The sequence below is a fragment of the Acidipropionibacterium thoenii DSM 20276 genome (assembly GCF_000423445.1).
GTDB classification, from domain to species: Bacteria; Actinomycetota; Actinomycetes; order Propionibacteriales; family Propionibacteriaceae; genus Acidipropionibacterium; species Acidipropionibacterium thoenii.
This window is the reverse complement of record NZ_AUHZ01000024.1, coordinates 1-22,719: the sequence shown is the minus strand read 5'-3', so window position 1 is coordinate 22,719 and position 22,719 is coordinate 1. Positions and strand designations below refer to the sequence as shown.

14 protein-coding genes are annotated in these 22,719 nt (G+C 66.3%); 9 read left to right on the top strand and 5 right to left on the bottom strand.

Translation table 11 applies throughout. From position 1 onward, the window contains the following. Positions 1-231: transposase (locus G554_RS0108410; protein ID WP_027587561.1), on the bottom strand; the 231-nt coding region annotated here is incomplete at its 3' end. Positions 232-418: 187 nt separating this feature from the next. Here G554_RS0108410 and G554_RS15490 point away from each other — a divergent pair. The 3 genes from G554_RS15490 to G554_RS0108400 all read left to right on the top strand — a co-directional run bounded on the left by G554_RS15490 (position 419) and on the right by G554_RS0108400 (position 7,718). Next, positions 419-6,730, top strand: coding sequence for an RHS repeat domain-containing protein (locus G554_RS15490; RefSeq protein ID WP_161626479.1), 6,312 nt, complete (start codon positions 419-421; stop codon positions 6,728-6,730). A gap of 1 nt (position 6,731) precedes the next feature. Continuing rightward, positions 6,732-7,220, top strand: coding sequence for a hypothetical protein (locus tag G554_RS17670; protein ID WP_154654235.1), 489 nt, complete (start codon positions 6,732-6,734; stop codon positions 7,218-7,220). Positions 7,221-7,526: 306 nt separating this feature from the next. Then, a complete protein-coding gene (locus G554_RS0108400) occupies positions 7,527-7,718 on the top strand; it encodes a hypothetical protein (RefSeq protein WP_154654234.1) in 192 nt (63 codons plus the stop codon). A 321-nt stretch (positions 7,719-8,039) separates the two neighbouring features. Here G554_RS0108400 and mobF read toward each other — a convergent pair whose 3' ends face one another. Next, on the bottom strand, positions 8,040-12,503 hold the full coding sequence (mobF, locus tag G554_RS0108395) for a MobF family relaxase (protein WP_027587559.1): 4,464 nt from the start codon (positions 12,501-12,503) through the stop codon (positions 8,040-8,042). Between the two features lie 483 nt (positions 12,504-12,986). On the opposite strand from mobF, the gene G554_RS0108390 reads away from it, so the two are divergent. From G554_RS0108390 to G554_RS0108375, 4 genes are all read left to right on the top strand, one after another. Beyond that, positions 12,987-13,445 (top strand): hypothetical protein, encoded by a 459-nt coding sequence (locus tag G554_RS0108390; RefSeq protein WP_154654232.1) that lies wholly within the window; start codon positions 12,987-12,989, stop codon positions 13,443-13,445. Positions 13,446-13,479: 34 nt separating this feature from the next. Continuing rightward, the gene (locus G554_RS15485) at positions 13,480-13,899 is read left to right on the top strand and encodes an HNH endonuclease (protein ID WP_245570004.1); all 420 of its coding nucleotides are present in this window, start codon (positions 13,480-13,482) and stop codon (positions 13,897-13,899) included. Between the two features lie 731 nt (positions 13,900-14,630). Beyond that, the gene (locus G554_RS0108380) at positions 14,631-15,272 is read left to right on the top strand and encodes an ATP-binding cassette domain-containing protein (RefSeq protein WP_245570003.1); all 642 of its coding nucleotides are present in this window, start codon (positions 14,631-14,633) and stop codon (positions 15,270-15,272) included. Further along, entirely contained in the window at positions 15,269-16,969 is a 1,701-nt protein-coding gene (locus G554_RS0108375) for a hypothetical protein (RefSeq protein WP_027587556.1), read from the top strand. Before G554_RS0108380 ends, G554_RS0108375 begins: the two co-directional genes overlap by 4 nt. Before the next feature lie 551 nt (positions 16,970-17,520). On the opposite strand, the gene G554_RS0108370 is transcribed toward G554_RS0108375, so the two are convergent. The 3 genes from G554_RS0108370 to G554_RS0108360 form a co-directional block, all read right to left on the bottom strand. Next, positions 17,521-18,399: an AAA family ATPase gene (locus tag G554_RS0108370; RefSeq protein ID WP_211220447.1), complete on the bottom strand. Its 879-nt coding sequence runs from the start codon at positions 18,397-18,399 to the stop codon at positions 17,521-17,523. A gap of 10 nt (positions 18,400-18,409) precedes the next feature. Then, the gene (locus G554_RS0108365) at positions 18,410-19,585 is read right to left on the bottom strand and encodes a Mu transposase C-terminal domain-containing protein (RefSeq protein WP_245570002.1); all 1,176 of its coding nucleotides are present in this window, start codon (positions 19,583-19,585) and stop codon (positions 18,410-18,412) included. A 287-nt stretch (positions 19,586-19,872) separates the two neighbouring features. Next, the gene (locus G554_RS0108360) at positions 19,873-20,439 is read right to left on the bottom strand and encodes a recombinase family protein (protein WP_027587553.1); all 567 of its coding nucleotides are present in this window, start codon (positions 20,437-20,439) and stop codon (positions 19,873-19,875) included. A gap of 333 nt (positions 20,440-20,772) precedes the next feature. Between G554_RS0108360 and G554_RS0108355 the strand changes: the two genes are divergently transcribed. Continuing rightward, positions 20,773-22,182: an IS1380 family transposase gene (locus G554_RS0108355; protein ID WP_027587552.1), complete on the top strand. Its 1,410-nt coding sequence runs from the start codon at positions 20,773-20,775 to the stop codon at positions 22,180-22,182. Positions 22,183-22,490: 308 nt separating this feature from the next. After that, positions 22,491-22,719 (top strand): helix-turn-helix domain-containing protein (locus G554_RS17275; RefSeq protein ID WP_154654231.1); only part of this gene is annotated, 229 nt, incomplete at its 3' end.

Below are 22,719 nucleotides of genomic sequence, written 5' to 3'. Positions count from 1 at the left end.
CCGGGCCTCACGGAGATCCTTCCTCAACCGTTCGAGTTCGGCCGACTCGGCACTGGTGAGGTTCTCGGTTTCCGGGTCCGGATTCTTCTTGCGATACTCCTTGACCCATACGCCGACAGTCTGAGCGACAAGATTGTATGATTCTGCTACGGCTTTGATGGTGCGATGCTTGTCCACGACTTCAAGAACGACCTGGTTCTTGAACTCCGGACTGTACTTCGATCCTGACATGATGTGATCCTACCCGATTCTCGAAACTATGACTTTCCTCAGAAGTCCGGGAAGCTTCACTCAGTCCACACATCCCGGCATTGGCAGCCAGGTTCGTGCCCCAACCCTCGCCCGAACCTGGACGGAGCCGGCAATGAGACGCATGGTGTGGAAGGCTGTAGCCGTAGCGGCTGTCGCTGGGCTGTGGATGACTACGGGCCCCGACTCACCACCGGCGCAGGCCGCCCCTTCGGCGCCGACGGACTGGGCCCCCTCGGCCCAGCAGTGGAAGAAGATCCCCCACACCGATACCCGCGGTGAGGCGCCCAGCGCCCCCGCCCCGGCCGGAACCGCGGCCTTGGAGGCGACCCGAACGCCGAGCGCCACGACGGGCGAGGTCTCCGCGGTCACGGAGCCGTCATCCTGGACGCAGGTGGGTGCCACGGCAACCTTGATCAAGGGCGTGGGCCGGGCCAGGGTCACGGTGGCCGACCAGAAGGCGGCACGCGCGGCAGGCGTGACGGGTGTCGTGCTGCAGGTCAGCGCCTCGGCGCCGGCGCAGCCGGTGAAGAAGACCACTCCGCGCGCCGGGATCCGGGTGGACTACTCCAAGTACGCGGAACTGGCCGGGGGCGACTGGGCCTCTCGGGTGCACTTGGTGAGCCTGCCGGCATGCGTGCTGACGACACCGGACAAGCCGCAGTGCCAGGTTCAGAGTCCAGTAACCGGTGCGGTCAACGATCCCCAACATCACACCGTGACAGCCGATCTCCCGGCAGCGACCGTCACCGCAGAGTCGGCGACGGTTCAGACCCCCTCCGTCATGGCGGTGACAGCGGGGGCGAAGGGCTCTAACGGGTCCTATGAGGCCAGCCCGTTGGCCTCGTCCTCGTTGTGGTCGGCCGGCGGCAGTTCGGGAGACTTCTCGTGGTCCTACCCGATCGAGGTGCCCTCGATGGACAACGAGGGCGGACTGGCTCCTGGGATCTCCCTGGCCTACTCCTCGCAGGCTGTCGATGGACGGATCGCCTCCAGCAACAACCAGCCCGGCTGGATCGGCCAGGGCTGGTCCTACGATCCCGGATTCATCGAGCGCACCTACACGGCTTGCTCGCAACTGCCCTCGGGCAACGGCGGCAAGACCGATGACTTGTGCTGGAGCGGTGACAGCGTGCATCTGAGCTTCGGCTCCCACTCCTCGGAACTCGTCCACGACAAGGCCACCGGGGCGTGGCATCCGAAGTCCGATGATGGCACCCTCGTCGAACAGCTCTCCGGAGCCTCCAACGGCGCGCACAGCGGAGAGTATTGGCGGGTCACCACGACCGATGGCACGAAGTACTACTTCGGGCTCGGCCAGGCCCCCGGGGATGCCACGAAGACGCAGTCCGCGTGGACGGTGCCGGTCTACGGCGCCTCTGCCGGCGATCCGTGCTACTCGGCCAGCGGATTCGCGAGTTCCCGCTGCGATCAGGCATGGCGGTGGAATCTGGACTATGTCGAGGACACCCGCGGCAACGCGATGCTGAACTACTACGACCCGGAGACGAACTACTACAAAGCGAACAAGACCACTCTGGTCCCCTATGTCCGAGGCGGCGTGCTCTCTCGCACGGAGTACGGGCGTCGCCACGTGGGCTCAACCTTGTCCGACGCGACCGCGAAGGTGCTGTTCACCACCGCGGAGAGGTGCCTCACCACGTCCTCCTTCGACTGCGCCGCCTCGAAGTTCAACACGGCCAATGCGGCCTACTGGCCCGACACTCCCACAGATCTGTCCTGCAGCGCTACCGGGACGTGTGCCAACGAGTCCCCGAGCTTCTGGTCGCGCAAGCGCCTCACCCGGATCACGAGCCAGGTCGCCTCTGCAGGGACGGCCAAGACACTCGATGTCTACGACTTGGAGCAGACCTATCCCGATCAGGGCGACAAGGCCCTGTGGCTGTCGTCGATCACTCATACCGGCTACGGCGTCGACGGCACGACGATCAAAGAGAATCCCGTCCGATTCACCGGGCGGCTGATGGCTAACCGCGTCGAGGGCTACCTCAGCATGCCGCCGATGCTCATGTGGCGCATCTCCCAGATCACCGACGAGAACGGCGGTGTGATCCAGCTCTCCTACACCGCCCCGGACTGCACGGCGAGCAGCGTGCCCGATGTCAACAACCTGTCGGCCAACGCCAGACGCTGCTTCCCGGTGCGCTGGTCCCTGCCCTACGAGACGACTCCGAAGACCGACTTCTTCCACAAGTATCTAGTCACCGAGGTGCGCGAGTCCGATCCTGGGGCGCTGTCACCCAACCACGTCACCAGCTACCGCTATATCGGCAACCCGGTGTGGGGCTACGACGACAACGAGCTCATCAAGGCCTCGGAACGCACGTGGGGACACTTCCATGGTTACGCCCAGGTCGACACTCTCACCGGCGATTCTCAGGTCAACACCAACGGCGCTGCCGACAAGCGCACCCTGTCCACCTCCTGGTACCTGAGGGGCCTCAACGGCGACAAGCTGAGTTCCGGCGGTACTCGTTCGGTGACCGTCACCAACGGCGAGGGCAAGACCCTGACCGACTCCCCGGAGTTCGAGGGCCAGGAGTACCAGTCGCGCACATGGAAGGGCGAAGGCGGTGACTTGCTCACCAGCGAGTACTCCTACTACCAAGTGCTGGCGACCACCGCGACTAGGCCCAGGACCGGTCTGAGCGCACTCACCGCGACACGGATGGGCCAGACCGGCGAGGTCACGGTCACCCAGCTGCCGGGAGGCACATCCCAACAGACCGCTACCGAGACTCGCTATGACTCCAAGGGACGTCCCGAGGCTGTCACCAACACCGCGACCGGCCAGCCGGCCACCTGCCAGGTGACCTCGTACGCGGAGAACACCAGCGCCAACATCATCGAGCTGCCTGCCCGCGAGGCCAGTTACGCGGGGGCCTGCCCCAGCTCCGGTGCTCCGACCGGGAACCTGCTTAGCGAGGAGCTGTCGGTCTACGACGGCAAACCGGCTGGCCAGGCCGGCGCCTACGGCGACGAATCCGAGTCGAAGACCGCCGTGGCGGCGGGCCAGTATGCCCGTACCACCACCAGTTATGACGCGCTAGGGCGCATCACCGGCAGCACGGTCTTCACCACCGCCGACGACACGACGGGACGGACCACCACCACGACGTACGCTCCGGCGAGCGCAGGCCCGGTCACCGAGATCACGACGACCGATCCGCTGGGGATCTCCGACACCAAGACGATGGACATCTCGGGGAACCTCGTCAAAGAATCCGACAGCACCGGCGCCGTCACCGAGACGGCCTATGACGCGCTCGGGCGCGCCACCTCCACCTGGGCGCCGGGATTCCCGCGCAGCGGGCCTGCGTCCCAGACGACGGCATACACGGTCAGGCTGGACGGCCCTGAGGCGGTCACTACCCGAAGCCTGGTCTCGGTGCCCTCGGGAACCGCGACGGTGGCCTCGACGGTCCTTTATGACGCGATGGATCAGCCCATCCAGACTCAAGCGCACGCCGCAGGCGGCGGACGTGTTGTCAACGACACCTTCTACGACTCCCACGGATGGGTGGCCCGCTCCAACAATCACTGGTTCACCGACGGCGACCCGTCCACCACGCTCGTGGCGGGTGCTGATTCGGCGATCGACTCGCGCACGATCACCAGCTATGACGGCTCAGGACTGCCGACCACTGCCACGGAGTACAAGGGACTGACCGCGACCCGGACCACCAAGACGGTGCGCTCCGGCAACCAGATCACCGTGCTGCCTCCCGACGGAGGCACAGCCACCACCGAGACCACCGACTCCCTGGGCCGACTCGTCAAGCACCAAGAGTACCTCCAGCGGCCCACCACCGATGGGACGAGTGTCTCTGGCGGCCAGTCGATCGCGATCTCCTACGGCTATGACACGGCTGGCAATCAGACCTCGATGACCGACGCCACCGGAGCGAAGTGGACCTTCGGCTATGACATGGCCGGCCGCAAGGTCTCGACCACCGATCCCGACGCGGGAACCTCCACCACGACCTATGACCTGGCCGGGGAGATCACCAGGACCCGTGACGCCCGAGGTGATACCGGGACACTGACCTACGAGTACGACAAGGCCGGCCGTAAGACCGCGATCCGGAGTGGGCCGAGCAACACCTTGGTCGGCACGTGGACCTATGACACCCTCCGCAAGGGCCTTCCCACCTCGTCGACCTCCTATGTCAACGGCGACCAGGCCAACCCGTACACCAAGCGGGTCACCGGCTATGACGCCTACGGCCGCCAGACCGGCACGGAGTTGTCCATCCCCGCATCCCGGGGCAAGTTGGCCGGCACCTACCGATCCGATGTCACCTACACCGCTGCGGGCGATGTGGCGACCAGCACCATTCCGGCAGCAGGGGGCCTGCCGGCCGAGACCCTGACCTACGGCTACACCGCCGATGGGCTGGCTGACTCGATGACCGGTTCCGATCCCTATGTTGCCAAGACGGTCTACAACCCTCTCGGGCTGGAGGCTCAGTCCTACGGGCGAACCGGCAACTCGCTGGTGTACTCGACCTTCTACGATCCGCAGACCCTGCAGGTCAACGAAACCTCTCTGTATGGGCAGACGGCCCGCCCCCAGATCGTGGACGCCAGATACACCCGCAACCTGGCAGGATTAATCACCGCCACCTCAACGGCGATGAACTACAACCAGACGCCGGCGGTCCGCAATGTCTGCTACGCCTACGACGGCCTCGGCCGACTGACGGACACGTGGACCGTCAAGGACGCCTGTGACAAGGCGCCGAGTGGTGCGGACTCATCCCCGGTGGGTGGAGTGGTGCCGATGTGGCGGTCGTGGTCGTTCGATGCGGCCGGGCGGCGCACCGGCCAGACGATCCACCAGACTCCCGGCTCGACGAAGCCGTCTCAGACCACGACCTATGCAGCAGGTGCTGCGGGGCATGCGCACGCGGTGGCGTCGGCCACGACGCTGACCGCCGACTCCTCGGCGACTCCGCCGGTTGCGGGCACCTCTCAGACGGTGTCCTACGGCTACGACGCGGCGGGCAACACGACCAGTGTGATGGGCAACGGTGCCGATCAGAAGCTGTCATGGGACGCTGCCGGGCGGGTCTCGGTGGTAGCGGTCGGGGTGGGGAGCTCGGCGAAGTCGACAGGCTATGTGTATGACGCCGACGGGAACCTGCTGATCCGCGCAGGTACCGATGAGTCGGTGCTGTACACGGGGGATACAGAGATCCACCTGGGCGCCAGTGGCGCGTTGACGGGTGTGCGGTCCTACGAGTTCGGCGCCCGGACGGTGGCTGAGCGAACGAACCAGGGGTTGCGGGCGCTGTTCACTGACATGGTGGGCACGGGTGTGGCGAGTGTGGACTGGGCCGATCTGTCGCAGGTGACATGGCGGATGACTGATCCGTACGGCAATCAGCTGGGTTTGTTGAAGGGTCCGTGGCCGACAGATCACGGGTTCCTGAACCTGGCGACAGATCCGGTGACGGGATACACGCAGACGGGCGCGCGGCTCTACGATCCGGTCACCGGCCGGTTCTTGTCGCTGGATCCGGTGCTGGATCAGACGGATCCGTTGTCGTTGAACGGATACGGGTATACCTCGGACGATCCGATCAACTTCTCCGATCCGGCGGGGGAGTGGAGCTTCTCGGCGTGGGTGCACAAGGCCGTTAACAAGGTGAAGACGGTGGTGCACAAGGCCGCACGGGTGGTGAAGCGGGCCGTGAGGACGGCGGCGCGCAAGACGTGGCATGCGGTGAGGGATACCGGTGCGGGGGCGTGGAATTACATCCGGCGGGGTGCTTATTCGGTGGTGCGGGGTGCGGCGAGGGTTGCTGATCGAGTGACTCATCGCAGTGGCGCGCGCTCGTACACGGCGCGGGCGAATCGGTGGACGCGGAAGAGTCAGGCGAAGTGGACGAGATGGGAGAATCGTCATCACGTCAATCGGAAGTCGTGGGCCTACAAGTATGCTGGGCCGATCGCGGTTGAGGTGGCCGCCTCGTTCCTGCCCGGAGGAGGCGGTAAGGCAGGCCTCAAGGCCATCACTACCCTCGCCAAGATCAAACCTTGGCGCGCCGTCGCCCGCATCGTCTCCCGAGGACCACCCACCTCACCACAAACCTTCAACGCGAGTACTCTGCTCCAGAGAGCCAACGCCGCGCGAGATGCAGAACTTCAGCGGTTGACAACAGTCGCGAGGAAAGAACGGCCAGCGACAGTCGTGGGTGCCTACAACATACGGACTAGCGAAGTGGCTGTCGGGCAGAGCTCAAAGGCACTTCAGGAGTGCGCAGAAGCATGCGCAGTACGCAACCTCGGCGGCAACGCTAGCGAGATCAGATTTACCCGAGCATATAGGCCAAATGGCGGTAATGCACCATTTAGAGAGATACCAGTATGTGCAACATATTGTGAGCCTGCTTACGGCCGAGGTGCATTTCCTGATCCACTTACACGTTTTCAATCGGATGAGACTGGGCGATAAGATGAATATCCATGAAATGGTTCGTCGTATGCAGACCGGATCCAGGAAAGAGGCTGATGTACGACGCTACCAGCTCGAAACTCAGTACGTTCCTAATCAAGTTCTAAAGAATGGTTCAATCGGACTGGTATCTGAAATACTCGATGGAATGGACTCCGCTACGGAATGGGGACAAGATGAGTCGTGGGAACTTCTCGGACAACTTGCGGCAGGCACGATTCCGCCGACTGCTGCCGACAGTGCCATCGTCGGCGGAGTGCGGGCTGCTCTGACTGACGGAATTCTACCGCTTGCAGAGCAGAGGATCTCTGATTCGCTTGAGAAGTCATATGATTATACGTGCTTAGAAGTGCTGGAAATGCTATATGAGTATTCTTCTGATAAAGAAAAACTTGGAATAACTGAATCATTTCTTAAATTCGCTATGCGAGGAGCGGTTCAGTATTCACAAGTCGCAGCTATCATGGAGCGTCTTGGGATTCAAGAATAGACGAAGTGCGTATGTCAATAGATTTGTAGATGTGTCAAAAGTCTCTTCCGGAGGAGGCGGGATGAAAGCTTACAGTACGGGCCCTTGTCCAATTTCACGCACCTTCCGAGTCGTTGACAAGCGTGTATGTGAGCCAAATCAGGGTCACCCAGTCTAGGGGTATATCTTCGATATAGCCGCGATTAGTCAAAATCGAACGCTCCTGGATTCTTCGAAATAGTTGCTCGCACCTGTGGACAGCACGGTGCAATCTACCGCATCATTGTTCCATGAATCGAAGTCACCGCCGAAAAGATGACCGTTCTGATGAACTGGAAGAAGCGGCCCGACACGTTCATACTCCCACGAATGAAATCCGAAAAGATCCTCTACGTCTTCGAAGACATCGATATCATCATCGTCGCGAAACTAATCGACCGCTCGGTAAAAACCGTCAAAGGCTGGATCGCCGACTGGTTGTGTCTTGTCAAGCCGATGTCGGCTGTTTCGTCGCTATGAATCCGGCCGTCTTAGCAGTGTTTCCGGCCGTCTGGTCACCGTGGAGCAGGGCGTGGGCCAGGCGGTAGGAGGAGCCGGTGAACCGCAGGAGCCGGCCGTGGTGGATCAGGCGGTCGATGATCGCGGCGGCGAGGTTGTCGGGCTCTTCACAAACGAGGGTGTAGATAGGCGGTCGTGACATGCAGGGGGTGTTGGTAGCCGAGTAGGGGTCGAGGTCTTCCGGCAGATGGTCAGTGTGAGAACCTCCACCATCAGGGCGACCTCGACCCTCATCCAGTCACCGACGCGCTCGCCGCCTACCACCTCATCTGCGAAGAGCCCTCATAGGTGCCGCTCGTCACGGCCACGGTCGTCGCGGCGGGCCGGCTCGTCTCGGCCCGGGTTGCGGGCCGGCTGGCGGTCGGGTTGTCCCATCCGGTCTGGTTCGCGGGTGCGCCGGTCCCGGTCACGGGGTCCGTGGGCCGGTTCTGCGGTCCGGGGGCCCGAGGGTGTGGCGTCGGGCTGGTGGCCGGCCTCGGTGTCGGGGGTTCGTGCGAGGCCGCGGGCCTCCAGGGCCGCAGCCCTGGAGTCCATGCCGGCCCGGAACCGTAGGTCCGGCTCGACGGGCCGGTCGAGGTCGCGTCGCAGGTCGGTGATGGCTGCTCGCAGGGTGTGCAGGTCCACGGTGGTGTCGGTGGGCAGGGCGGTGTGTGCCTGGCCTGGGGGTGGCAGGGGCCGGTCGGGATGGGTCCAGCCGGTCAGGTCGCGGTAGGCGTCGATCCGGCCGGCCAGACTCTCCCAGCGGGCCCGCAGGTCACTCTCGGCGGTCGGGTCGGGCAGCCGGCCCAGTGTGGTGGTCCATGCGGGCCGCTGATCGCTGATCGCGATCGCGGCCCCGACCTGGCGCAGCCGGGTGTCGATGAACTGTTGCCATGCGGTGATGGTGGCGCCGTGGGCGGCGGGTAGGTACGGGTCGCCGGCGATGGGGGTGTAGTGGTCCCATCGGGGCCGGGCGGCCAGCCGAAGGTCGGGGGTGTGGTCGCGGATCGTCTTCTCGGCGCCGATCTGGCCGGCGGCCATCTGGGCTGCTGCCAGGTCGGGGCCGGCAGTCTCGATCTGGCGGAGGTGGTCCTGGCGCCCGGCGATGAGCGCCACGGTGGTCTGTGCGCCGGCGGCGGTGCGTTGAAGGGCCTCGGTGGCCCGGTCTGCCGGGGTCATGGCCTGGCGCAGGCCGGCCTCGGCCTCCAGCTGGCGGCGGTGAGCGTCCAGCTGCTGGGAGACGGTGTCCAGGCCCGCCAGGGTGGTGCGGGCCTGATTGACCTGGGCGGCGATCACGGCGGCCTGCGGGGTGCGCCGGCGGCCGGGCTGGTTGACCTGCGCCCAGGCGGCGCGGGCCTGGTCCAACCCGGCCTGGGTGGCAGCCGTCAGGCGGGCCAGGCCGTGCTGGTGGGCGGTCACCGCGTCCAGCTGGCCGGCCAGGGTGGTGTCGTCGCGGCGTCCCAGGGCCCGTTCGGCCCAGGAGGGCCTCACCGTGCCGTCGGGCAGGGTGACCGGACGCGGATCGGCCGACAGCTGGCCTGTGGCCCTGGCCAGCGCCGTCTGGGCCGCTGTGAGCTGGTCGGCGATCTGGGCGGCGTAGCGGTCCAGGTCGGGGTCCGACATGCTGGCCAGCCGGCGATCGGGCTCGCCGGCCGGCTGCCCGGCGATCTGGCGGGCCCGATCGAGGTGGCCGGCCATGATCGCGGCGACCTCCAGGGCCCCGGGCTTCCTGGCCGGGTCCAGGTCGGCGGCCGCCAGTCCGATGAGCCGCTGGCTGGACAGGCCGAGGGATTCCCCGGCCCTCAGCTGGCTGTAGACCTGGGCCCGTCCCGGGTCTCCCTTCAAGGGCAGGCCGGCCTGGTTCAAGGCGATGGTGAAGCGCAGCGCGTCGTAGGAGTTGGCCATGTCGCGGGCCGCACGGATGATGTCGGCGGGCCGGTCGGCGCCGGCCCATTCGGCGGCGATCATCTGGTGGGCCGAGGCGGGTTCGGGGGCCCGGGCCACCATCGCCTGGAACATGCCGGCCGCCTCAACCTCGTCGCGGGCCGTGGTGATCCAGGCCCGGTTGCTGGTCCGCCCGCGGGTCATCGCCGGGTAGACCGCGGCCCGGGTCCCGGTTCCGGCGCTGATGTAGTGGGCGGTGTCGACGGTCATTCCCTGGGCGCCGTGGTTGGTCGAGGCGTAGCCCAACTCGACGTGTGCGGCCACGTAACTGGGGGGCAGGTCGACGTGGCGGCCGCCGGCGTCGATGGCGCGCAGCCCGCCGTCGGCGCCGATGGCACTGACGGTCCACCGCATCCGGTTCTTCACGGTCGTGGCGCCGTCGGTGGCGATCAGGGTCCGGTCGTTGGCCAGCGTGATGATGTCGTCGCCGACCCCGGCCTGCGACTCGTTGGCCAGGGTGAGGGTGGGCCGGTCGCCGGCCAGCAGCTGGTGGTCGACCAGCCAGGTCTGGGCGGCCTGGTTGAGGTGGTCGACGTCGTCTCGGGTGTCGGCGATCAGCAGGCTGGTGTGCCCGCCGGCGAACCGGTCATAGGCCCATGCCTCCACGGCCTGGGCCATCATCGTCGCCCGGTCACCGCCGGCCACCCGGCCGGCCTCCACATACCAGGAGCCGTCGCCGTCGCGCAAGTTCAGCGAGGCCACCGCCTCGTCGGCGGCCTCGAAACGGTGCGCCACACTCAGGCGGGCCGCCCCGGTCTGCGAGGCGACCAGTGACAGCGCACCCCCGGCACCGACAGGGCCGAGCTGCCGGTCGTCGCCGACAGCCACGACCTGGGCGCCACCATCCCGAGCCTGGGCGATGACCTGGTCGAGGTCGGCGGTGGCCACCATCCCGGCCTCGTCGATGACGATGAGATCCCCGACCCCCAGGCCGGACCGTTCGCAGCCGCCATGGGTCCAGGCGGCCAGGCTCATCGTGGTGTCGGCGCCGATCCCCTCACCCAGGTCGGCGGCAGTCCGGGCGGCGACCGCCAGGGCGTGAACGCGGACCCCCGACCGGTGGGCGGCGTCGGCCATCACCGCCATCGCAGTGGTCTTTCCAGTGCCGGCCGGCCCGATCCCCACACTCAGCAGCCGGTCAGACTGGCCCAGGGTCCGGGCGAACGCCAGACCGTCGGCGTCCATCCATGAAGGGGCCGCGGCGACCGCCGCTTCCATCGCCTTCCCGGTGATGGCCCCGACGACCAGGTCGCCGGACGCGGCGAGGATTCGGTCCTCGGCGGCCAGCACCGCAGGGCTGGTGTAGCGGGTCCAGTGAGGCTTGACGTAGACGCTGGTCCCATCGGATCTCAGGAACCGTTGCTGGTCGTCTGGTCGGCCCCGATCGTGGGGGACTGGTGGTGCCGCCGAGGCCGGGGTGATGGCCACACTGTGGTCGGCCAGGGCGGCCGACAGGATCTGGTCGCGACGCTCGGGCGCCACGGTGGCCGGCTGTTGACTGGCCCACCGGTGCACGGCCGCCTCCACGTGGGACCTCTCCCATGTGGAGCGTTCCCGTGACACCTGGTCGATGATCCGCCCGGCGATCCCCTCGACGTCGATGGCCGGTCGCCCGGCCGGCGACAGGGGTACCAGTACTGGTGCCGGCACCCCCCGGCCGGCCCACCGGGCCCGCATCTGGTCCAGGGTGTCGGGGCGCTGCTTCGGCTGTCTGGTCTCCAAGGTGGCCTGCTGGGCCAGCTGGTAGCGGACCGCCCTGGAGGGGGCCCGGTGATGGTCGGCCCGGTAGCGCTCCACCAGAGCAGCGGTGCGGGCGCTGATCGCACCCCGGCGGGTGGAGAACGCAGCGATCTGGGCGTCGGTGACACCGGCCAGTTCGACCACCGGCTGCTTGTGGGAGCCCGGGTCCCGCAGCCGTGTCGCGAACCCTGCGGCGTGGGCCTGTTCGGCCAACACACGGTTGTAGAACTCGGAGGCGGCGACCTTCCACTTGTACAGGTGGGCACCGTCGATGGTCCGCCACCGCCCGTCAGAACCCAACACGCGGTTGACGATCGCCACATGGTCGTGCAACTGCGGGTCACCGTCCCGCGAATCCCAGTGGCGGAACCGGGCGGCCACCAGACCGCCAGCCTCCAAAGTGGCGATCCCGTCGGCCCCACGGCGGGTGAACAGCGCCTGGTCCTCGACATAGCGCAGGGTCTCAGCGATCGCCGTCTCCTGCCATCCCTCGACCATCTGGCGCATCCGGTCGTCGCCGAGTCCCCAGGCAATCGAGTAGCTCTTGGGCACCGAGAACGTCATGTCGTAGCCGGCCACCGGCTGGCGGGCCGGACGCACCACCCGGCCCGTCTCGCCGCCTGGCCGCCCGGCCAGAAACCGGTCGGTGGCACGCTGTGCCGCGGCCTGCTTCTCGACGCCGGTGAGGTCGCGTCCCACTGCGGCACGGGCCTGCTGCATCTGGAAGCGCATGGCACCGGCAAGCCGCTCATCCTGACCCGTATAGGTGGAGAACGGGCGGCCCAACTGGGCTGCTCTGATCGCCTGGGAGGCGCCCTTCCCACCGGCCAGAATCTCGGCGATGATCGCCCTGGTATCGGGGTGCATACCCTCCCCGAACAGGGAGGCCATCTGCTGCTGGGAGATCGTCCCCGACACACCCAGATCGCCGATGCCCTGGCCGACCCACACCCCGTCAGGGCATCCGGACTTCACGTAGTAGTCCTCCAGGGAACCGCCTTGCGAGCGCAGCCTGTCAGCGGAGACGGTCTGGTCCATGAGGTACCGGTAACCGTCGCCTGCCGACAGCTTGCTCAGCGACATTCCCACGCCAAGATGATACGCCCGCGACGGCCAGAACACACCCGCTCGACCGCCGATGGCCAAAGAATGCACTAAGTGTGTCTCTGAAACTGCCCTCAATGCTTCGATGATCCTGTGCGGTCTGAGCGACAGTTCGACCCCGGGAGGGCTGGTCCGCAGGAGCAGCCGTCCCGGCCCACCTGCCGGCCCATGATGGGCACGCAACGGTGCTGGTCGCAGACTGCGGTGGCCTGTGGGCAGGCGGACCTCTCTTGTCAGTCCGGCTGTCCACAAGACGCCGCCGGCCCCGCGCAGCGGCGGCCGACGTTTTCGACACCGACTACTGGCCCCACTCGGCCACCGGCCGGGGCCCCGGCCCACCCGATACCGTGCGGTGCGGCGGGCTCAACCGACGACGGTCGAGCAGGGTTCCGCCGGGGCGGGTCGCGTGCGACAATGAGGACACCAGAGGGGCGGGGGAGCCCACGGTGTTAGGGGGATGAGATGGTCACGAGAACATCACGGTCGGTGGCTGCCAGGCGGGCGGCCACCGAACGCGCGGCAAGATTTCTGGAACGCGAGCAGCACCTGGTGGAACTCGCCGCGGCCTACCTCGACGCCGACGCGCGGATCGAGTCGATCGGCCACAAGTACGACGACAGGCGGGCGGCGCTGGCCGCCGAGCAGCAGGCCGAGGAGACGGCGGTCCGCCGCGACGCCGGCCGGGCCGCACACCAGATGATCGACCGCTACGCAGTGACCAAGTCCGAGACCGCCGAACGCCTCGGAATCACCATCCGCCACCTCAACGAGACGTTGTCCCTGGTGCCCTCCGAGCCGCCGACCCCGACGCCGACTCCAGCGCCGGCGGCCGAGGGCCCCGATCTCCTCGACGCCGCCCCCCAGACCGACGCGGCCGACGAGTCGGTGGACGATGATGACGCGGCGCAGCCCGACCTCTGAGCTACTGATCCGTGCCGCCGATGATCCGGCGGTGATGGCACGGTTCTGGTCCCATGTTCGCCGCCTGGCCGGCACCGCGTGCTGGATCTGGACCGGGGCCATCTCAGGACGCGGACATGGCCGGTTCTGGGTCCGCGATGACCGGGTCGTCATCGCCCACCGACTCGCCTGGGCGGCCACCTACCCGGGCCAGCCCGTCCCCCGACTTCTCTCCCATGACTGCGACAACCCGACATGCGTGAACCCAGCCCACCTACGATCCGGTACGGACGCCACGAACAGGGCCGAGTACCAGGCCCGGGCCGGCACGCCAGGCTCGCCCCTCAACGACACCCGTGGAGCCCGCGCCCGGGCCGAAGCACTCCGCGCAGCAGCCCGTCAGGGCCAAGACCTCAACTCCGCGATCGCAGCGGGTCTGTCTGCCCTGGACCGCGACCAACCCGGGCTCTGGTAACTGCACGGACGGCCAGAGGTCCGGCGCCCTGGTGAACGCCGAACCAGTGGGGGCGAATCAGGCCACCGGTTCCTCATCTTGGTCCAGCGGCAGATTGATCAACCAGTCCTACTCATCGGTCCTTACGGAGCCGACGAGCTCTCATCACCCCAGCCCAACCGCAAGCCGAAGAGCCAGAGAACTCTCGCGTTTCACACTCTTGACCGGTCGAACTCTCGTGGAGTACCCTGATTTAGAAGTCAATTGATAATGACTTTGTGATCGAAAATTCGTATGGGTCAAAGGAGAACCATAATAGGGAAACGAATCATCACAAGACTAGGGGCATTGGGAATTTCCGCCGCAGCTTTTATCGGATTTGCAGTATCGTCTCCGAGTATTGCAATGGCCACACCAACGGGATGCGGCGCCCGTGAAAGCGGCCGAGCGGTGGTCGGAACCTGCTCTGGAGGCACTGGCCAGTTCAGGATCCGTGCGGACTGCCGGAATGCTCCTGACCGAACCTCACCGTGGACCAAACCCAAGTCCTACACCAGTGTGACCTGTTTGGTGGGGCATGCTAATAGCTGGACATTCGAGGTGAAATGAGCCGATCTCCCCGAGGCCCCGCACACTACTTGTGCGGGGCCTCGGGCCGTTCGGGCCACGGCATGATCTGAGGGGAGATCGCTATGAGATTGACAGTCACCGATGTGTCGGTCAGATACCGCCGCCGAGTCGCGGTAGATCACGTGTCATGGTCTTTGGGACCCGGTTTCCACGCACTACTGGGCCCCAATGGTGCGGGCAAGTCCTCGCTCCTGACCACTGTGGCCACCATTCGGCGTCCGACCTCCGGGACTGTGGAGTTGGACGGTTTGAGGGGCGACCGGATCCGCACGCGCCTGGGTTACTGCCCGCAGGAGAACCTCAGGAAGTCGAGGTTCACGGTCCGTGAGCACCTGGCATACATGTGCTGGCTGCACCGGATCCCCTCCCCCGACGAGTCTGGTGAGATCTCCCGGATACTGGACGTCGTTGACCTTGATGCGCGTGCAGACGACAGGGTCGGCTCACTGTCTGGCGGGATGCGCCGGCGCCTCGGGATCGGATCGGCACTGGTCGGCTCACCCAACCTGTTAGTACTGGATGAACCGTCGGCGGGGCTGGACGTGGCTCAGCGTGCCGAACTCGCCTCGGTGCTGGGTCAGGTTTCTCGTGATGCCATAACCATTGTCTCGACCCATATCGTCGAGGACATCATCGACATCGCCGAGACCGTGACCATCATGGACTCCGGCCATTTCATCACCGATGAGAGCTTCAGCAGTTTCACGGTCTCCCGCGATCTTGACGCGGTGAGGAGCAAGTACCTCGCGATGGTCAGCCGATGACCCGCGGGATCGGGTTGTGGCTGCGCCATCACCACATTCCACTGATCACAGCCATCGCCGTGGTCAGCGCATTCGCGGTCACCGCCATGGTCACACTCGGCGTGGATACCGATGGGGGGACCGTCGAGGTCGCCACCTTGTGGATCGCGGCGGTGACGGCACTGCCATTGATGTTCCTGTTCACCTTCGAGACCGAGATCGACAAGGTCGCACCGCGGTCCCTGACGGGCCGGCGGGTCGGGCTGCTGCTCATCGTCCTTCTCGTGGCCTTGGTGGTCTCGCTGGGGAGCTATCCAACCCATGTCGGCGACTTCGGGAGTCTTGCGGTGTTCCGCGACATCTTGGGCCTGGTCGGGCTCGGACTGATCAGCCTTGCAGTACTCCCCCCGGTCGCCATGTGGGTGGCCCCGATGGCAGCCGCGTTGGCATCGCAGATGTTCTCCTGGCCGCTGTACCCGTCTGCGACCGACAGCACCTGGGGTGCACTGCGCGCCCCCGGCGTCCTACACATGTACGGGGGCGCCCCCGACCTCAGTGTGCCCGTGTGCCTGGCACTGGCGATGACGGGAGTCGTTGTCCTGCTCGCCGACATCAGGATCGACGTGGCGGGCCACCACCCACAGCACTGGCCGGCACCACGTTCTGCCGAAACCGTCCGGCCTCAGAACTCAACCGTCCAGCGCCGTACCAGTCTGCTCACCCGCGGCTTCACACGAGCCACCCTCGCGGTTCCCCTAGCAGCACTCATCGCCGTGCTCACCGGGTGGACGCTGCTGTCCAACATCTCAGCCTGGGGTGGAAGCCCCCGCCTGCTGCTCTCCAAGGACTTACCATCAGTCGTCTTCATCCCTGTAGGAGTATCGATGATGACTGGGGTCGTGTGCGGGCAGACACGATGGCGAAGCGCGCTGGTCATCTGGGAGAGACTGTCGACACGCCAGCCGATGGCAGTGGCGAGTCGCACCCTCACCATCGCGGCACTCATCGCCGTGACGGGAACCGGCATCCCCGTTCTGGTGCTCACCGCGGCCGCTGCCCTCGATCCCCTCGGTCACGGCATCCCCGCTCGGGTGATGGTCCACGAGGTAATGGCCGGATCAGGACGCACGCTGGCAGCCATGATGATGGTGATAGCTGGGGCACTCGTCGGAGCCGCCATCGGCAACCTGAGCCGGAGGATATGGCTGGCTCCCCTGTGTCTGGTGCTGTCAATGATCGCCCTGCTGCCCCTGCCCCGCCTCGCCGACAACGGCATCGACAACGAGCTCTCAGCCGAGTACGGCTACACCGCATGCATGGCTGTTCCTCACGAACAGGTAACGGTGTGTACCACCGAACCCAACAGGGCCTACCTGCCTGCTGCCGCCCACACCATACGGACCGTCTACCAGCAGGCCGACCCGTCCACACCGCTACCGAGAACCATCCGCCTCACCAACAAGATGACCCAAGGCCTCGTACCCGAGCAAGCACGAGCCACGACACGACCAACCGTAGGCCTGAACCTCAGCCGCAGATTGAGCACCCCAGCAGCACTGGACGAGCACTGGGTCCGAGAGTCGCTGGCCTACTCCATCGCCGGCTGGTGCGCTGGTACCCAATTCACCGACGTCCAAGACCTCATCACCGGCAACCCCACCCAGGGATCACCAACTATCTCCAGAACACTCACCTCACTTGCCCACTGCAGGGGCTGACCCCCTAACAGATAAGCCATGAGAACGAGCTGTATCTGCTGCAACTCACGAGCACCAGCCCTGCCCACCATCTAATGCCTCAGCCAACTCCAAATATGCAAGCACACCGCCGGGCTGGGCGCGCTGGAGGAGCAGGGACGGCACTCGTGCTGTGAACTCTTCCGCACGCAGCGCTCATCCCCGCACCACCAGGCCCGCTACCGCCACACAATCGGCACGGGCGTCGTCCCCGACATGTCGCGCAGCATGCGACATCGCCGCACTGCCAGGTCCTCGGACACGGAGTCCTGGACTGACCATCAATCGATCCAGCCAGCGACGCTACCGAATCGGCGACTACAACGTCATGACCCGCAACAACTAGCCGGATCCTGTTCCATATTGAGGACACGACGCTGGTCATCCTCGCCCTGAAGGTCGGCCACCGCAGCACCGTCCACTGACGATTTGAGAAGACCAACCAATGAAACCCACCGGGCCTCACACACCGTTCATCTGACAGTCCCGCCATCTGTAGATCGCATCGCTTGGTGGCGTGCTTCTGGTAGCGGTCAGTGGCCGATGAGGAGAGCTTCTCTTGCGGCGTCGACGAGCTCTGGGGTGAGGGTGTGGAGGTCGTTGATGGTCTGGATGCGTTCGATCTGGGTGGTCAGGCGATCGAGGAGTCGGAAGTTGCCGGCTGTGATGCGGGCGATGGTGGCTAGGGCGGTGGCGTGCGCGATCGGGTCGTGGTCGGTGTGGTGCTGCGGGGGTAGGCGCGCTGTGAGGACAGCGGTGAGCTCGTCGGCGCCGAGGGGCCGGTACTCGTGGGCGAAGCCGATGCGGCTATAGAGCTGGGGGTAGCGAGCGAGGCGCTTTTCGATGCCGGGCATGCCGATGAGGATGACGCCCATGTGGTGGCGGTCGTAGTAGTCGCGGACTTGCTCGAGGCCGGTGCTCTTGAGCCTGTCGGCTTCGTCGATGATGAGGAGCTCGGTGCGCCCGGAGGAGCGTGAGGCGTCGTAGAGGTAGGGGTCGACGAGGCCGAGCTCGGCGTAGTCGATCGCGTAGGAGATCGCTTGGCAGGCTCGGGGTAGGCCTTGGTCGATCTGCTTGACGGTGGCGGCCACCGTGGGTGTGTAGAACGCGGTGCGTGCTTCTAGGACGCGCGGCGGTACGGGTCCGACGGTGTCGGCGACCACGGACTGCCACTGCTCCCAGGCGTCGACGCCGGCGTAGTGGCGGGCTGAGAGCGTCTTGCCTATCCCGGGTGGGCCCCAGCACAGTCCGATGTAGCGGTGGGTACGCACGGTGGCGGCGAACTCGGTGAACCGACGGTGCTCGCGGGTGCTGTGGAAGGACGGGACCGGGTGTGGGTGCGGGGCGGCGGAGTTGACCTCGTCGAAGGTGCCGGTGAGGAACCGCCGGCCGTCGTCGTCTTTGCCGAGCACGGAGAGCTTGTTAGTCGGTGGCATACAGACGCAGTCCATGTCGTGGTCGGGGCTCAGGAGCCGGTAGCGGTGCTGTGTCGTCGGTGCTGACTGCTGGTGGGGTGTAACGGGTATCGCCCGGGAGGGCGTTGGCGAGGGTGCGGTGTTGGCGGAGCTGGTCCTTGAGGTCGCGGCGGCGCTGGCGACGGGCGGCTTGGAGCTGGTCCAGGGAGATCGACTCGGCAGACAGCTCGGGGGCGATCGCCCGGCACAAGAACTCGTCGTTGAAGTACACGCGGATCTCCCCGACGTCGCGCGGGTTGAAACGGACGGTGACCTGCTCGCCGACGTAGGCGGCCAGGACCGTGGACAGGTAGCGAGTCGAGGCGAACTGGATGCCGTCGCGCTGAACCTTGCGGGTGGTGGCCGCGGTGAGCAGGAGCAGGTCGAGATCCTCGGGGTGGGCGGGGCTGCGCGGGATGAAGCCGCTCGCGCTCCACCGGTCGGTCGGCTCCTGGTGAGTCTGGGAGTGGGGGCGGGTGTTGTACTCGGCGACGATGTACTGCTCGAGGATCGCGTCGAGGTCCTCGAGCGTCAGTGCCGGGGTCGTGACCGGTGCGCCGTTGGTACCGTGCGGGATGTACCCGGGCAGGTGCGGCAGGAGCTCGGTGGTGAGGGTCCGGTAGAACCGTTCGATCTTCCCTCGACCCTGGGGGACCCCGACTCGGGAGTGGATCAGCCGGATGTGGGTGTCCAGGCAGACCTGCTCGAGGCGAGCGGAGGTGAAGTCCGAACCGTGGTCGCTGTAGAGGACCTCTGGCAGCCCACAGACCGGCCACCCCGGGTTCGCCTTGGCGTTGACGGCCTGGTGCAGGGCGAGCGCCGTCTGCTCGGCTGAAGGTGCGCCGAGGAAGAGGGTGTAGCCGGCCACGGCGCGGGAGTAGTCGTCCAGGACCACGGTCAGCCAGGGGCGCACCTGGGTTCCCATGGCGTCGAGGATCGCCACGTCCAGGAGAGTGTGGTCGACCTGCCACTGCTCGTTGGGTCGCTCGGCCGAGCGCCGCAGCACCAGCTCGAACCTGTCCCGGTATCCCGCGCCCCCGTGCTCGGCCAGAGCGCGCAGCCCAGGATCGATTCCGGCGACGAGGCCCCGGACGCCGGAGTAGCTGGGGGCCGCCAAGCCGCGATCGTGTGCGATGCCGGCCACGCGCCGGTGGATGAACGCCACTGTCGGAGCCGGCTTTGCCAGGGCGAGAGCTTCGACTACCTCGATCAGCTCTGCTGGGATGCGGCGCCGGCCATGGTCGCTGCGTTGGCGCCGAGCGAGGCCGTGCGAGGTGGGGTCAGACCGGTAGGCGCGCGCCCAGCGCGAGAGGGTGCGCAGCGGGACACCCGACTCGGCTGCCAGCCGTGTCCATGGGACACCGTCGTCGTGGCGATGCAGGAGAGCGATCTTGTCTGAGACCTCCCACCGCGCCGGCACGTCCCCTCACCTCACATCGGCCGTGCGTCTTCGGCGAGGTGGCGGTAGATCGTGCCGCGCGAGACCCCGAACGTCGCAGCGATCTGCTGGACCGTGTAGGACTTCTCGTCGTACATCGCCCGGGCCTGGCGCGCCTTGGTCGCCGTCATCTTGAACCGGCCCCCGCCCTTGCGACCTCGGGCCCGGGCAGCGGCAAGACCGTCCTGGGTGCGCTCGACGATCAGGTCATGCTCGAACTCGGCGATCGCGGCGAGCATGTGGAAGAACAGACGGCCACCCGGTGTCGTGGTGTCGATGCCCTGAGACAGTGCCTTCAGACCGATGCCTCGCTGCTGGAGGCTCTCGACGACTTCCTTGAGGTTGCGCACCGACCGCCCGAGCCGGTCGAGCTTGGTCACCACGAGGGTGTCACCTGAGCGCAGGTAGTCCAGAGCGTCGTCGAGCGCGGGTCGCTTGGCCAGCACACCCGAGGCGTGCTCGACGAACACCTTCTCGCACCCCGCGGCGGCGAGCAGGTCTGTCTGCCCGTCCGGGTTCTGCTCCCGGGTCGAGACGCGCGCGTATCCGATCGAAGCCATGACCCGAATGTACCGCCAACGTGCCTCGCGGTCCATAGGTCTCGGACACGGGCCATGAGACACGACACGCCGATCCGCAGCTCGAGCGCCGGGACTGTCTCATGGACGGTCGTTCATGGAACGAACGGGCGTTCCGTGTGGAGGGGCGTCGCCAGTGTCGATCCCATCGGTACCTTCGAGCCATCGATCGTCAGTGTGCCGGCGGCCTTAGCCTCGATCCACCGATGGGGAGGCTTGCTGAGTTGGCATCGTAACGCAGAAATGCCCCTCTGACCAGGGAGAATAGAGCTTGTCTAGGGTTCGATTTCTGCCGATCTGAGAGGCGTCTCGTAGGTGCAATTCAAGCATGCTCCCGTTGCCGTGTCGGCTGTGTTCGATGATCCGAATCTCGTGTCGGTCGCGGGGCTGGTCCCGATGCTCCGTCTTGCCCGTTCTGCGGGGCTTGATGAGCTCGCGCGGTCGCGATTGAGCGTCCCGACGGACAAGGGTGCGAACGCCGGCGGCAAGGTGATGGCGCTGGTCGCGGGGATGCTCGCTGGCGCGGACTCGATCGACGACATGAATCTGCTGCGTCATGGCGGGATGGGCCGGTTGTTCGATCGGACGTATGCACCGTCGACGCTGGGCTCGTTCCTGCGGGAGTTCCGGTTCGGGCACGTCCGCCAGCTCGATGCCGTCGCCTCACGGACGCTGGTGAACCTCGCATCGGCCGCGCCGCTGCTGCAGATCCGGGACGGTGAGCGGGTGATGGTCGACGTGGACGACACGATCATCGAGGTCCACGGGTACCAGAAGCAGGGAGCGTCGTTCGGGTACTCCGGCGTCCGCGGCCTCAACGCCCTCGTCGCGACAGCGTCGACGACGACCTCAGCGCCGGTGATCCTCGCCCAGCGGTTGCGGCAGGGGAAGACCGGTTCCCCGAAAGGCGCGGCCAGGATCGTCGCCGACACCCTCGCCACGCTTCGCCGCATGGACCTGGGCAGCAGTGTTCGGCCGTTGCTGCGGGCGGACTCCGCGTTCTACGGCCACGCCACCATCGGCACCGCGATCAAGGCCGGCGCGGACGTGTCCGTCACCGTTCGGATGGACCCCGCGGTGAAGACGGCGATCGCGACGATCCCCGAGGACGGGTGGGAGACGATCGAGTACCCGAACGCGATCCGTGACGAGGTCACGGGCCGGTGGATCTCGAAGGCCGAGGTCGCCGAGGTGCCCTTCGTCGCGTTCCGTTCCCGGAAGATCGCCGAACGGGTTGAAGGACGACTGGTGGTCCGACGGATCCCAGACCTGAACCCCAAGCAGGTCGAGCAGCCGACCTTGTTCGACAGCTACCGGCACCACGCGTTCTTCACCACCACCGACAAGCAGACAATGGGAACCGTCGCGGCGGACAAGACCCACCGCGGGCACGCGATCATCGAGCAAGTTCACGCCGACCTGAAGGCGGGCCCGCTCGCTCACCTGCCCTCGGGAGTGTTCACCGCGAACAGCGCATGGCTCGTCCTCGCCGTGATCGCATTCAACCTCACTCGCGCCGCTGGACTCATCGCCGACCAAGGCGGGCGGCTCGCCCGAGCAACGACCGCGACGATTCGCCGCACCCTCATCTCAGTGCCGGCACGACTGGCACGGACGGCGCGCCGCATCATCCTGCACCTGCCGGACGCCTGGCCCTGGCAGACCGCGTTCGACCGACTCTTCACCGCGACGCACGCACCACCACCACCGGCCGCGGCCAGCTGACCACCGCCGCCACCAGCGGCACGACCGAGAACGAAGTGGACAACCGGGATGAGACGCCCGGAACTCACCCCTGCCCGCAGCCGATCACGCCGCGCCCATCACGCCGACGCCACCCGCCGAAGGCTCATCGGTGGATCGAGGCTTAGAGAGTGTGGTCGATCCGCCTACCCGCCTCTCATGGGACGGTGCGCCCCTCTGAAAGGTGGTCTAGTTGTACTTCCCCGGGAGGTTGTGAACGGGTGAGGTAGCGAAGACCTCCGGGCAGGATGTGGGTTACCACACTCACTCTCCTGACCACGGAGGTCTTCGTGACTCACGCTAACGCACCCTTGACACCGGAAGGGCGTCGTCGTCTTGCTGTTCTCGTCGTGGAACAGGGCTGGTCGTTGCGGCGGGCGGCGGAACGGTTCCAGTGCTCGCCCGCGACGGTGAAGCGGTGGGCCGACAGGTACCGGGCAGGGCTGCCGTTGATCGACCGTAGTTCGAGGCCCACCTCGTCACCGAACCGGCTTTCGCGTAAGACGGAGCATCGGATCG